General features: G+C 41.4%; 15 protein-coding genes. 7 read left to right on the forward strand and 8 right to left on the reverse strand.

Translation table 11 applies throughout. From position 1 onward, the window contains the following. Positions 1-51 precede the first annotated feature (51 nt). Complete coding sequence (locus tag J7I90_RS08325) at positions 52-546, forward strand: VanZ family protein (RefSeq protein WP_214770439.1); 495 nt, start codon at positions 52-54, stop codon at positions 544-546. A gap of 384 nt (positions 547-930) precedes the next feature. Here J7I90_RS08325 and modA read toward each other — a convergent pair whose 3' ends face one another. From modA to J7I90_RS08355, 6 genes are all read right to left on the reverse strand, one after another. Then, positions 931-1,722, reverse strand: a complete 792-nt coding sequence (gene modA / locus J7I90_RS08330; RefSeq protein ID WP_214770441.1) for a molybdate ABC transporter substrate-binding protein — start codon at positions 1,720-1,722, stop codon at positions 931-933. Positions 1,723-1,824: 102 nt separating this feature from the next. Beyond that, a complete protein-coding gene (locus J7I90_RS08335; protein WP_214770444.1) occupies positions 1,825-2,991 on the reverse strand; it encodes an MGDG synthase family glycosyltransferase in 1,167 nt (388 codons plus the stop codon). A 132-nt stretch (positions 2,992-3,123) separates the two neighbouring features. Beyond that, a complete protein-coding gene (locus J7I90_RS08340) occupies positions 3,124-3,723 on the reverse strand; it encodes a DedA family protein (protein WP_214770447.1) in 600 nt (199 codons plus the stop codon). Positions 3,724-3,740: 17 nt separating this feature from the next. Continuing rightward, complete coding sequence (locus J7I90_RS08345) at positions 3,741-4,370, reverse strand: polysaccharide deacetylase family protein (protein ID WP_311380992.1); 630 nt, start codon at positions 4,368-4,370, stop codon at positions 3,741-3,743. Between the two features lie 1,492 nt (positions 4,371-5,862). After that, positions 5,863-6,828, reverse strand: coding sequence for a biotin synthase BioB (gene bioB, locus J7I90_RS08350; protein WP_053537392.1), 966 nt, complete (start codon positions 6,826-6,828; stop codon positions 5,863-5,865). Between the two features lie 45 nt (positions 6,829-6,873). Beyond that, positions 6,874-7,029, reverse strand: a complete 156-nt coding sequence (locus J7I90_RS08355; protein ID WP_214770450.1) for a hypothetical protein — start codon at positions 7,027-7,029, stop codon at positions 6,874-6,876. Positions 7,030-7,317: 288 nt separating this feature from the next. On the opposite strand from J7I90_RS08355, the gene J7I90_RS08360 reads away from it, so the two are divergent. From J7I90_RS08360 to bioA, 3 genes are read left to right on the forward strand one after another with little or no spacing between them, the layout of a single operon-like run. Beyond that, a complete protein-coding gene (locus tag J7I90_RS08360; RefSeq protein ID WP_214770454.1) occupies positions 7,318-7,902 on the forward strand; it encodes a biotin transporter BioY in 585 nt (194 codons plus the stop codon). Further along, positions 7,881-8,588, forward strand: a complete 708-nt coding sequence (gene bioD / locus J7I90_RS08365) for a dethiobiotin synthase (protein ID WP_214770457.1) — start codon at positions 7,881-7,883, stop codon at positions 8,586-8,588. Before J7I90_RS08360 ends, bioD begins: the two co-directional genes overlap by 22 nt. Then, the gene (gene bioA, locus J7I90_RS08370; protein ID WP_214770459.1) at positions 8,585-9,967 is read left to right on the forward strand and encodes an adenosylmethionine--8-amino-7-oxononanoate transaminase; all 1,383 of its coding nucleotides are present in this window, start codon (positions 8,585-8,587) and stop codon (positions 9,965-9,967) included. Before bioD ends, bioA begins: the two co-directional genes overlap by 4 nt. A 72-nt stretch (positions 9,968-10,039) precedes the next feature. On the opposite strand, the gene J7I90_RS08375 is transcribed toward bioA, so the two are convergent. Next, complete coding sequence (locus J7I90_RS08375; RefSeq protein WP_214770460.1) at positions 10,040-10,324, reverse strand: hypothetical protein; 285 nt, start codon at positions 10,322-10,324, stop codon at positions 10,040-10,042. Positions 10,325-11,217: 893 nt separating this feature from the next. On the opposite strand from J7I90_RS08375, the gene J7I90_RS08380 reads away from it, so the two are divergent. Both J7I90_RS08380 and arfA read left to right on the forward strand, forming a co-directional pair. Next, positions 11,218-11,331: a hypothetical protein gene (locus J7I90_RS08380; RefSeq protein WP_311380993.1), complete on the forward strand. Its 114-nt coding sequence runs from the start codon at positions 11,218-11,220 to the stop codon at positions 11,329-11,331. A gap of 69 nt (positions 11,332-11,400) precedes the next feature. Continuing rightward, complete coding sequence (gene arfA, locus J7I90_RS28100; RefSeq protein ID WP_214770462.1) at positions 11,401-11,616, forward strand: alternative ribosome rescue factor ArfA; 216 nt, start codon at positions 11,401-11,403, stop codon at positions 11,614-11,616. Positions 11,617-11,649: 33 nt separating this feature from the next. On the opposite strand, the gene J7I90_RS08390 is transcribed toward arfA, so the two are convergent. Next, positions 11,650-13,143, reverse strand: a complete 1,494-nt coding sequence (locus J7I90_RS08390; RefSeq protein WP_214770464.1) for a peptide MFS transporter — start codon at positions 13,141-13,143, stop codon at positions 11,650-11,652. 336 nt (positions 13,144-13,479) lie between these two features. On the opposite strand from J7I90_RS08390, the gene J7I90_RS08395 reads away from it, so the two are divergent. Further along, entirely contained in the window at positions 13,480-13,704 is a 225-nt protein-coding gene (locus J7I90_RS08395) for a hypothetical protein (RefSeq protein WP_034310640.1), read from the forward strand. Positions 13,705-13,820 lie beyond the last annotated feature (116 nt).

A 13,820-nucleotide genomic window follows, 5' to 3' on the forward strand; every position in this document is an offset into this window, starting at 1 on the left:
CATTTATGATAAAATGATAAATATTTCCCACTTTAATATTGGAGTTGTATCATGAAATTTTTTGAGAAAATAGTATTATCGTTATTTATGGTTCTGTATCTATCAATGCTTACAAAGCTCATTTTATTTAAAACCTTCTCGATAACCGAGATGAATGGTCATATTAATTTTTCCCATGGCCGCTATTGGGGTTCCCATAACTTCATCCCTTTTAAAACCATTGCCCATTACCTGTTCTTAGCGGATGTTAACCCATCGATCCGGATGGAAAATATAGCGGGGAATATCATCGGCTTTGTACCATTCGGCTTGATGCTTCCCTTACTGTCAAAAAGGTTTTCCCAACTCAAATCGATCTTGATTGCAACATTCTGTCTTAGTTTCACCTATGAGATTCTTCAGCTTTTATTTGAATTAGGAAGTTTTGATACCGATGATTTAATCCTGAATACTCTCGGCGGGGTTATAGGATACCTGCCTATTAAACTGTTTTACATCGTTTTCAAAAAGAATGGTACCATTTGCAGTCAAGCCAAAGGACAATAATGTGCCTGTCCTTCTTTTGTCCCAAGGTCCATATTACGCAGCGATTGAAAGACGAATACATGCATGTCCCTTTTCTTACGTGTAAAGCGAGAAGAGGTTTCAATATAAAGGAAAATATACCTAATATTACTGCGGATGAATTAAAAAAGACCACCAGATTGGTGGTTATAGTTTGTGGACAAAAGGATTTCTCCTAAAGTTTTAAAAACTAATTCAAGATTGGAACGAAAGGTGCGAGACTCCTGCGGGAAAAGCGCGTCTGGGGAGACCCCGCAGGCGCAAGCCGAGGAGGCTCCCCGACCGCCCGCGGAAAGCGAGTGCCTGTAGTGGAAATCGACGTTCGCTGTACAAGTCCTAGTTAAACTGCGGCCACCGGATTGGCGGTTATTTCAAATTCTTAAATCCGTATTTTTCAAAGATTTTCATGGAGGCTTCCGTTTGGAGATAGTCATAGAATAGCTTGGCTTCCTTGGAATGATCCAGGTTATCGATCATTCCCATGGGATATATGATCGGATCGTGTAAATCTGCCTGAGCCGCTGCAATGATTTCAACTTTTGATGAGTTGAGCGCATCCGTTTTATAAACGAGGCCTGCGTCCACATTTCCCGATTCCACATATGTAAGCACTTGCCGCACATCCTTGGCATATACCAATCGATCTTCCATCTCTTTGAAAAGGTTCATATTTTCCAAAGTTTGTTTCGCATATTGCCCTGCCGGTACAGACTCTGGAGTCCCAATCGAAATTTTAGCGGCCTTTGTGAGGTCTTCCAGCGATCCAATTTCCTTTTTGGAATCCTTTGGCACCACAAGCACCAGGTCATTGCCGACTAAATCGATTCCGCTTTTCTCTTCAATAAGATCTTCCTCTACTAATTTATCAAATTTATCTTCTGCTGCCGAGAAAAACAGGTCAACAGGTGCACCTTGGGATATCTGTTGCTGAAGAGCTCCAGAGGCTCCAAAGTTATAATGAACTTCCACATTTGCATTCTCTTTTTCAAAAGACTTCTTTATATCATTTAAGGCATCTTGCAAACTTACAGCTGCGGAAACCGTCAATTCCACTTTTCCTCCGGCTTGCGCCTTCATTTCCGTTTCATCACTTGAACACCCTGCACCCACCATCACAAGCATCATCATCAAAAAAATCAAAAGGTATGTTTTTTTCAAAGTCACTCTTCCCTCCGACCTTTCATTATAGGATGGCTGCTAATTCAGCAGCCTTCCGTATCCATTCTTCCTTTTAGGATCACCAGCGGGAACACCATGCATTTAGCTATAAAGAAGTTTGGGCTGTCGGGCTAGATAGGAAGGCGTACCATTTTGATTAAGATCAAGGATCAATTTCATGACCTCCACTATTCCCTCGGGTTTCTCCAACTCTATTTCCTTATGATAGGACTCTATGGATGTGCTCCACTTTTTCATTTTTTTCTGATCCTTCAATATACTCAGTAATTGTTTTTCAAAAGGCGTTTTCTGGTTAAGTTTAAATACAAGGCCTTGCTGTTTTAGATACTGCAGATTGATTTCCTCCTGCCCCGGAAGCCTGGAATGAACAAAAATCGGAAGCTTTTTTCGCAATGATTCACTGATCGTGACACCGCCCGGTTTCGTAACGATTGCGTCAACTTCTTCATAAAGCTTATTCATTTCAGACCTTGATGAGATATAGGGCAGTGGTTTGATATGAGGTAAGTTCCATGTATTGATTTCTTCATAAAGCTTGTTGTTATTTCCGCAAAGAACTAAATAATCAAAGTCGGTTGAATTCTTTAACTCATCACCTAAGTTCAAAATCCCTCCCAGACCGCTATTTCCTCCGGATATCAAAATTTTTGGCCGTTCTGTGTTTCTTTGGACACGGGCATTTTTTGTGATTTCCTCGTGCACGGGAATGCCAGTGACCATCATCGTTTGTTTTGGTATTTGACGCTTACTCATCAGCTTTTCTTTCACTTCTTGACTAGGAAGAAAATGGGCATCTATCCCTTCGCTTCCCCACACATTATTAATAAAAAAGTCCGTGTACACGTTTATTACCGGTGTACTGCACTTCCCTTTCATCTTTAACTGACTCAAAAGATATGAAGGGAAACCGTGTGTACAAACAATTAAATCAGGCTTTTCTTCCGCTATCAATCGTTCCATCTTATTCATGAATAATTGCTGGTACCATTTACATACACTTTCCTTTGGCGAGTGAACATAAAACAGGTTCTTATAGGCAAGATTATAGGTTTCCGGCGCATAGCGTATCCATGTCAGATAACTATTTGCAATGAATTTTTCTAGAGAGGTATTGGTATAACTGATAAGATCGATTTTTTTATAAGTGATCCCATTTGAATGCTTTTTTAACATATCCATCAATGCCTCTGCAACTTGATGATGTCCCGACTGCATTCGAAAGAGAGGTAAAAACAAAATCTTCTTCATGTGTGTCATCTCCTAAGAAATCATTCTGAAAATACAAAATATATAGTTCATGATATCTTCCTCTTACAATATCGTTGAACAAATTCCTTAAATCGATTTTTTATTTCCGACGTTTTATAATAAGGAGCCGACTCAACTTTTGGATCTTTGTTTTCTCTTTTTAATGTATTTGATAGTAACATATAGTACAAAAATAACTAAAAATACAACACCTAAATATGGAACGTATTTGGGATTAACATTAAAAGCATCCCCCACATAATAACCGGCCACTATAAAAGGGACGGTCCATAGTATAGTGCCTAATAGGGAAAAGAGGAAGTATTTCCGAAAGGGTATAGAAGAGATTCCTGCAAAATATGGACTTATTTGCCTCATCCCCGGAATATAAAATCCCAATACTAACGTTTTTCGTGCATTATCCGTATATTTTCTCTTTGCTTTCTCCCAGCGTTCAGCCGTAATCCCAATGAATCTTCCATATTTATTTATAAATGGATACCCCACGTATTTTCCGCATGAGTAAGCTGCAAGCATTCCGATAAAGGCGCCGAGAATTGCACACAGCATCGCTAAACCCATAGAGAGCTTACCTTGGACAACCAGCACCCCAATTAGAAATAGAAGTGATTCTTCTGGAGCAGGCACTCCCACGATGCCGAAGAATAAAAAAAGAAAAATGATCAGGTATCCATAAGAATCAATAAATTGTAAAAGTGTATCTATATCCATAATACCCCCAGAATTAGTTATGAGTCTTTTAAAGAAATAAAGTGTGTTCCTTTTTCCTTACTCTCCTGCAGGTAAATTTTCAACATTTCAATCATATAGCCTGGTGCCTCTTTATCCGCTCCCAATGTTTCACCACAGTCATGAAGCAATATGATGGAACCTTCCGTTGAAGTGCTTCGAAGCTGATCAAGCAGAGTATTTTTGCAATTTTGGACTTTCCAATCCCCAAAGATGCCGGACCACATAATTACTTTATATTTCCTACTGAACAGTGGGGTAAACATATTGAAATGGCCCCATGGCGGTCTATAAAATATCACCTTTTCATCCGTGCATTCCGTTATCGCCTTTTCAGTCATTTCCAACTGTTTTCGCAGATGAATTGGTGATAGGACCCAACTTGAAACATGATGAAAATGATGGATACCTATCGTATGTCCCTCTTCATGCATTCTTTTAATAATCCCAGGATTACTTTTCACTTTACTGCCTACAACAAAAAATGTAGCCTTTATCTCATATTCCTTTAAAAGATCAAGTAATTTCATTGTATGTTCAGGGTTTGGGCCATCATCGAAAGTTAGCGCAATCCCATTATTCGAATTTATTTTTTTGGTTATTCCCAGGCTGCCTACACGAATAAGCACCGTTGGGATAATAGTATAAAATATTAATAGCAATAATAAAATAATAAAACTAATCAGCCATATATGCATCACACAAAACTATCCTCTCATTATTGATATTACCAATACTGATCCTTTCCCTATTTCATAATCATTTACTACAATGCAGCAAATGTTATTGCATTCAGGTAATTCATTATAAAACCTCTCCTTACAATTTAGCATTTTTTTTTCATTATTTTCACTTATCATTACTTTTTTATTTTTGTAAAGGTTGAAGGACATTAGTTCTATTACGGGAATGTCTGCAGTTTTTTTCTTTTAAAACCATTTCAGTCGATTCCAGAAATCCTCTCCCTTTCCGCCGACTGCCTGCCAGGCCTCCTCGCCGGTAAACGGCTGCGGGGTCTCGGCTAGCCAGTTATTCGGCAGGAGTGTCGCTCATTTCTTCCATCCTTTAAGGATTGCTTTAAAAAAACATGTACGATAATCTAGTCTTCAACATGTTTCAGGATGACCACCTGCAGTTTTTTTCTTTTAAAACCATTTCAGTCGATTCCAGAGATCCGCTCCCTTTCCGCCGACTGTCTGCCAAGCCTCCTCGCCGGTAAACGGCTGCGGTGTCTCGGCTAGCCAGTTATTCGGCAGGAGTGTCGCATATTTCTTCCATCCTTTAAGGATTGCTGTAAAAAAACATGTACGATAATCTAGTCTTCAACACGTTTCAGGATGACCACCTGCAATTTTTTTCTCTTAAAACCATTTCAGTCGATTCCAGAGATCCGCTCCCTTTCCGCCGACTGTCTGCCAAGCCTCCTCGCCGGTAAACGGCTGCGGGGTCTCGGCTAGCCAGTTATTCGGCAGGAGTGTTTCATATTTCTTATATCCTTTAAGGATTGTTGTAAAAAAACATGTACGATAATCTAGTCTTCAACATGTTTCAGGATGACCACCTGCAATTTTTTTCTCTTAAAACCATTTCAGTCGATTCCAGAAATCCACTCCCTTTCCGCCGACTGTCTGCCAAGCCTCCTCGCCGGTAAACGGCTGCGGGGTCTCGGCTAGCCAGTTATTCGGCAGGAGTGTTTCATATTTCTTATATCTAGTGAGGATTTCATCCGTATAAACTAGTAAAAAACATGAAACATAATCAAGTTTATTTTTAAAATCTTGGTTCGGGGCGAGAGCAATTCGAAACTCCTTTTGTCGAAAAATTGTTGGAACCGCCTGACTGTAGACTTATTGGAGAAGAAGAGCCAGTTTCCCTTCAATATTTCTAAAAAAAGAAGTTCCAATTGATTGGAACGGAAGGTACGAGACTCCTGCGGGAAAAGCGTGGCCAGACCCCACAGGCGAGCGCCGAGGAGGCTCCCGGACCGCCCGCTGAAAGCGAGTGCCTGGAGTGGAAATCCTTACACCTCCCCCTTTCAGAAATCCGCTCCCTTTAGTCGACAAACTGAAAAAAACACCCAAAGGGTGTTTTTTGGTTTGTCTCAATAATCTTCTTTATCAATTAAAGGGCACATTCTTCAATTTCAAACCCCAGGTCTTCAATGATTCCCCAATCCGCTGTGGGTTCTTGACCAGCTGTCGTTAAATAGTCGCCGACGAAGATGGAATTGGCTGCATAAAGTGCCATGGGCTGCATGGAACGTAGATTGACCTCCCGGCCGCCGGCCAGGCGGATTTCTTTACTCGGATTAACGAATCTCATCATCGAAATCAATTTCAGGCATTTAGTGGGGGTCAGCTCGGAAGTTCCCTCAAGCGGCGTTCCGTCAATTGCATTGAGAAAATTACAAGGAATGGAATCTGCATCAAGGCTTCGTAAGGATAGAGCGATTTCCACCGCTTCCGCCTCAGATTCACCCATTCCGAAAATGGCTCCAGAGCATGGGGACATTCCGGCTTCTTTCACAGCTTCCACTGTATCTACCCGGTCTTCATATGTATGTGTCGATGTAATTTTACTGTAGTTTTCCTGTGATGTATTCAAGTTGTGGTTATAGCGATGAACGCCTGCTTCCGCTAGTTTACCTGCATGTTCCTCATTCAGGAAACCTAAACAGCAGCAGATTTTAAGATCCGTCGTTTCGCGGATTTCTTTTACCGCTTCAATGACATGATCGATTTCCCTGTTGGTCGGACGACGGCCAGAAGCAACAATGCAATAAGTACCCGCTTTCCGGCGAATTGATTCTTGCGCTCCTTCGACAATCTTTTCTTTAGTCAGCCAAGCATATTTATCAATCGGGGCTTCCGACACGATCGACTGCGAGCAGTAGCCGCAATCTTCGGGACATAATCCTGATTTCGTATTGATGATCATATTCAATTTTACCTTTTTCCCATAATGATGTTTACGTATGAGATAGGCTGCATTCAGAATTTCCAAAACCTCTTCGTCTGGTGCTTGGACGATGGATAATGCCTCTTCCTCCGTCACTTTATATCCTTTGATAACGTTCTCCGCCAACATCTTCCAATCCCTTACCAATGTTTCCAAACCTATCCCTCTTTTCTTTTATTGTGTGCCGAATCCCATTCCTTGAAAAAGCACATATCCTGTTCCGGTTCTCCGCACATAAAACGGAAGATACCAGTAATAGACCCGCTTCCTGCAACCTGCTGCTCCAGCCGCGAAATTCCCTAAACCACTTTTCCCTCCAACCGGCTGCATGTGCACCATCAATCCTCAATGGGCATTAACATTTAGCAGTATCAAATGGAGCGATAATATTTGTTAACCTAAAATATAAAAAGTTAACATATTGTTAGAATAATAACATACATACAAAATATTATTCAATGGCCTTTTTTCAATATTTTCCTAGTTGTCCTTTAAATCCTAAGAAAAATGGCACTTTATATGTTAACTAAATAACAAATTAGTTGACATATAAAATAGGAATCAGGCAAACTAATAGTGGGCATTCTGCCAGCACTTTCAAAAAAGGGGGTTAAAAACTTGAAAGCAAGGACGATTTCTTATGTGGCCCTTTTTACCGCGTTAACTGCCATCGGCGCCTTTATTAAGATACCTATCCCTTACATACCTTTCACGCTGCAAATTCTGGCAGTCTATTTGGCAGGCGCATTGTTGGGGCCCCGGCTTGGGATGCTCAGTCAGTTATGCTACGTCTTGATCGGACTTATCGGGGTGCCCGTGTTTGCTGAAGGCGGGGGATTCGGCTATATATTCAAACCCACTTTCGGCTATTTGCTCGGATATATACTGGGAGCCTATGTAAATGGATGGCTGATCAACCGGTTTACCCTCTCCACGATTCGTTCCATATTCTTTGCTAATGCCGCCACTTTGCTGACCGTTTACCTTTTCGGCTGCATCTGGCTGTATGGTGCGATGAAGTGGATTGTGGAAACGCCGCTTTCCATCAGCCAAACGATCCTTTACGGCTTCTTGTTACCTGTACCCGGTGATTTAATGCTATGCATTCTATGTGCTGTCATCATTCAGAAAGTACGTCCACGCATTGCAAGATATATAAACGTAAAGGAGCTGAATCATCCATGGGCCAAGCCTACTTTATAACCGGAACTGGCACGGACATTGGAAAGACCATCGTCACGAGTGCACTCTATCTGTCTCTTCAAACATTGGGAAAAAGCGTCACGATATTCAAACCATTTCAAACTGGAATCAATGAGGAAAATCATACATACCCGGATATATCTTGGTTTGAGCAGGAACTCGGTGTAAAGGAATCGGGGTTTTACACACTGGAACCCGAAACCTCCCCACATTTGGCGATTAAATTAACCGGCAGTATCATCGATGAGAAGAAAGTCGTGGAAAGGGTTCACGAACTTGAGGAAATGTATGACATCGTATTAGTCGAGGGAGCTGGCGGATTGGCTGTGCCGCTTATTGAACGAACGGAAGGTTTCTATATGACGGCGGATTTCATAAAGGATTGCGGGATGCCTGTCCTCTTCGTATCCACAAGCGGTTTAGGGGCGATTCATGATGTCGTGACGACCCATTCTTATGCCCAAGTCCATGATATCAACGTGAAAACCATTTTGTATAATCATTACCGGGCAGAAAATCGGATTCATCAAGACAATATCGAAACCATTGAAAAACTGACTGGGCTGAATGGCCTCGCCTGCATCCCGACACTGGCCGATGTTAGAAAAGACTTGAGGATCTGCATCCTTGATTTGCTTGGTGATCAAGAATATACCCAACAACTGAAAGAGGTGTTCGAAGCATGAACAGTCAGGATTTAGAACAATGGGATAAGGAATATGTATGGCATCCGTTCACACAAATGAAAACGTATCGGGAAAGTAAACCGCTGATCATCGAGCGCGGCGAAGGCAGCTACCTGATTGATGTGGATGGCAAACGCTACCTCGATGGCTATGCTTCATTATGGGTGAATGTGCACGGGCATAACGAGCCGGAATTAAACGGCGCCCTAATTGAACAAGTGAATAAAGTCGCGCACTCGACGCTGCTCGGATCTGCGAATGTACCATCGATCTTACTGGCGAAAAAACTGGCAGAGATCACTCCTGGTTCTTTATCGAAAGTCTTTTACTCGGACACGGGATCAGCCGCTGTGGAAATCGCCCTTAAAGTCGCTTATCAATATTGGCAGAATATCGATCCCGTCAAGCATCAGAATAAAAACAAATTCGTCTCACTTGACGAAGCATACCATGGAGATACTGTCGGTGCCGTGAGTGTGGGCGGAATGGATTTATTCCATAGAATCTTTAAGCCCCTCTTATTTCAACGGATTTCAGCCCCTTCACCATATGCCTATCACATGACTGAGTATGGAGATCCAGAAGCAGTGAAAAACCATTGCTTGAAGGAACTGGAGAAGTTACTGCAGAAACAATCCGAGGAAATTGCAGGATTGATCATCGAGCCGCTCGTGCAGGGAGCAGCAGGCATCATAACCCATCCCCATGGCTTTTTGAAAGAGGTCGGGCAATTATGCAAAAAGTACAATATCCTCTTAATTTGTGACGAGGTGGCTGTAGGATTCGGTCGCACCGGTACGATGTTTGCCTGCGAACAGGAAGACGTCGTCCCCGATATCATGTGTATGGGTAAAGGGATCACTGGGGGATATATGCCACTCGCCGCCACCATCATGAACGAGCAGATCTTTCAATCCTTCTTGGGGGAACGGGAAGAACATAAAACCTTCTATCATGGTCACACCTATACAGGAAATCAGCTTGCCTGTGCCCTGGCCCTGAAGAATATCGAGCTGATGGAAAGCCGCAATCTCATTAAAGACATCCAGAAAAAATCTAAATATCTATCCGAAAAACTGCAAGCGCTATACGAACTTCCGATAGTCGGCGATATCCGCCAGCGCGGCTTCATGATTGGAGTGGAAATCGTTAAAGACCGCCAAACAAAGGAAACGTTCACCCTCCAAGAGAATGTCGTTTCCGGAATCATCCATACAGCCCGGGAAAATGGCCTGATCATCCGGGAACTCGGCCCAGTCATCACGATGATGCCGATCCTTTCCATGTCAGAAAAGGAACTCGATTTCATGGTCGAAACCGTCTACCGCGCCATTCAGGAAGTCTCCATTCATAAAGGATTGATTCCAGCAGCAAACTGATTCAAAAAGATGTGGAATTAAAAAGGGCACCTCAATGAGATGCCCTTTTTTTCGCTTGAATTTTGGATGAACTCACCTATTCAAACAAAGGGATTTCCGGCGGCATCCCGGCTTCAGGCAAGAAATAAATGAAAATGTGAAACAAATGATAAGCAAGGAAAAGATGAATACAATAAACGAAATGCCCAAGAGAAATTTCTTACCTGCTAAATATAAGCTGATCACCAGACTTGCAAACCCAATGATCAAATAAATGGTGGCCCCAACATAGGAATTCAACTTTGGAGTAATCCCGGTAAAGAAAAGCAACACGAAAGTCATTTGCATGGATATGCATATTCCAAGTAAACGTTTCATTTTTACCTCCTTTCTTTTTGAAAAATCAAGTGCGATATAAATATAACATTCATCCCATTACGCACCATAAATTGACTAATTTTAATAATCATATATGTTAAATGATTGGATATTTATTGCAAACTGGATAAGCAAAGGAGAAGATTTGCAGTATGTCGATAACAAAGAAAATATTTTTCATAAGATGTATAGTGGGTATCATATTCGTGTTTCTTGCTCATTCTTGTCTGCAATACTTCAGTGGCGAACCGATAAGGTGGTCAGGGAATTTAGGATATGCATTCTATTTTGTAGCAGGTATTGTACTTTTCAGTTGGCTATTTGGAGATTTTGATAAAAAAAGGGCCGATCACTCGTGTAAGTGAACTTTGTCTGTACAAAACCGGCAACTAATCGATTTTACCTCCAGTTTTTTTGAGGGCTTTATTGCATGTTGATTTTCGCTTCAGGCACTCGCTTTCCGCGGACGGTCGGCCCTCTGCTTGCGCCTGCGGGGTCTCCCCTAGACACGCTTTTCCGTAGTAGTCTCACACACCTGTTCCAATCAAATTTGTGTTAAAGCTTAATAGAATCCCTATCCATTTAATTTACCTCATCCTTCACGTTCAACTTTTGTTTTCCTCACGCACGCATCCAAGAAAATGACCACTACCGGCTGTCTTTTTCATTCTAATATACAAGAGGAATTTACTTATTATGGTATTATTTACTTAATGAATTTGAGGAGGTTACAAAATGATGTTGGCAGTTTCCCTCCTGGTTGCTTGCGTCCCTGGGATGTTAGTAATACTTTTAGCATGGTGGTTTAGGAAATTACATTTATCTTTATTTGTTAGGCTTTTCCAGGAATATTAACCGTCATAACTTCAATTATTTTGTTTTACATCGGTTTTGTGAACATCAGAGGGTTTGAAGGAGCGGGATATGGAATATTGGCTTTCTTTTTACTTCCATTTGCAATTGCGGCTTCAATTATTGCGAGCAAAAACAACGGTGTACAAAGCTAAAATTCAGTTCAATTACTATGAAAGCAGGAATATATTCAATGACTGAATAAAACCAATCAGAAATCCATTGTGAATTGGCAAATAGCCGAATGCGTTGGGCGTTTGACCCCCTCCACCCGTATTATCAAAAACAAAAAAGGAAAAGGTTCTTACAACCGGAAAAAAGAGCAATCCTATAAAGGAAGCACTTTTTTACACATTCGCTTATTGCTAGCTGACAACCATTCCGGTGATCTATGCTACTCATTCAGTAAAATTGCGAGGATACAAAAACAAAAAAGATGACCCCGTTAATTCGGAGGTCATCTTTTTTATGTGTTAGCGAATGCCTTTCATGTAGCCTTGAATCTTTGGTGATAAGACCATCAGGATCAGTCCAAGGACCATTGAAGCAACACCAATCACTCCAAAATAAGCCATTTCGGTCTGAGGTGTGTAGAATCTGACGATTTGTGCGTTCAGCGCTTGTGCTGCTGCACTTGCCAGGAACCACAGGCTCATCGTTTGTGCCGAGAATGCGGCCGGAGCCAATTTTGTAGTTGCTGAAAGTCCGACAGGAGATAAACAAAGTTCTCCAAGCACTACAAGGAAATAGCTAAGTACAAGCCATAGCGGATTGACTAATGCGTCTGATCCACCGAAATAAACAGGAAGCAGGATCACCAGGAATGATAAACCGGCGAACAGTAGACCTATCGAGAATTTTTGAGGAATGGTCGGCTGGCGCTTTCCTAATTTAATCCATAACCATGCGAATACTGGTGCAAGGGTAATGATGAACAAAGGGTTCAAAGATTGGAACCATGCCGGGTTTATTTCCAATCCTGCAAAGTTCAACTGTGTCCGTTTGTCTGCATAGCTTGCCAATATTGTTGCACCTTGTTCTTGAATCGCCCAGAACATGACGGCTGCTATAAACAAAGGAATATAGGCAATCAAGCGTGATCGTTCAACGGAAGTTGTTTTCGGGCTGCGATACATGAAAATGAAATAAAGGGTCGGAATAACGATTCCCAGGATACCTACAAGATTAATGAAGGTTTCAATCGTTAAGATGCCTGCAGAAGCAGTGATGCCGATGATGGCAGCTATGATAAGTGCGGCTATCCCCAATTTAGTGAATACTTTTTTCTTTTCATTCTGTGATAATGGGTTAGCAGGAAGAGTTCCAGCCAAGCCCAGGTTCTTTTTCTTTGTTGCAACAAAGACGATGAGTCCAATCAACATGCCAATTGCTGCAAGTCCAAATCCAAGATGGAAGCTGTAGTCCATTCCGACTGTACCGACAACAAACGGCGAAAGGAATGCCCCCATGTTGATACCCATATAGAATATGCTGAAACCGGAATCCCGGCGTTCATCATTTTCTGCGTAAATTTCCCCGACAATGCTGGAAACATTCGGTTTTAATAATCCAGTACCCAGAACAATGAGTACCATGGAAACAAAGAACATGGAGAGACTGCCTGGTACAGCAAGGACAATATGCCCGAGCATGATCAAGATACCACCGTAAAATACGGCTTTTGACGTCCCGAAAATCCTATCGGCGAGCCATCCGCCAATTATGCCTGACATATATACTAAAGATCCATAGATGGATACAAGGGCAAGGGCTGTGGGTTCATCAAGGCCTAGCCCCCCTTTAGAAACTTCGTAATACATATAGTAAACAAGAATGGCCTTCATACCATAATAGGAGAAACGCTCCCAGAACTCAGTAAAGAAAAGGGTGAATAATCCTTTAGGGTTTCCAAAAAAACCTTTTTGAGGTACACTATCCACAATTTTCTGTTTATTTATCGTTGCCATACCTAGCCCTCCTTTTATTATTGTATAATAACTTTAATTTTCACTATTGTAAACAAATATTTAGTATATTTAAATAATTAATTTCAAAATAAATAGAAGTGGCTTTCCGCCATGTAAGCAAAAGTCCGGATTTCGCACTAAAATACAGTCCATCTAATCTAATAGAAAGCGATAATCAATGATATATTACCCTAACTTCACCCATGGTATTACGTTTGATAAACTTTGGTTGCTTTGCACTTATTAATGAGAGTAGAAAATGGTGAAATTTGAAATAACCCCACTACAACCGTTTTATTCACCGTATAATAAATATAAAAACGAGGAGGCACCATAATGTTCGGGATCATAACCGTCGTGATGATTTTTTCCATCCCTATAATCGCCATACTGACAAGCCATTTCGAAAAACAGTCAAAAACCAAACACAAGATGCTGCAAGTTGAATTGGAGCTTGAAAAACTTAAACATGAAAACTTCCTTATGGAGACGGAAAAAATGAGGCTGGAACTGGATCAGATGAAATTCGAACAAAAAAGAGACGAACCAAGGTTACTGTAAGTCAGTAACGTTGTTCGTCTTTTTTAATGGATATTATGCCGTTTTAAAAACCTTCCGCCCGCCATAGGAATTGGCTCTTTTCGTAAAGATTGTTGTTTTAAACGAAACGATTTAAG

The sequence above is a fragment of the Bacillus sp. ISL-57 genome (genome assembly GCF_018613135.1).
Taxonomy (GTDB): Bacteria; Bacillota; Bacilli; order Bacillales; family DSM-1321; genus Peribacillus; species Peribacillus frigoritolerans.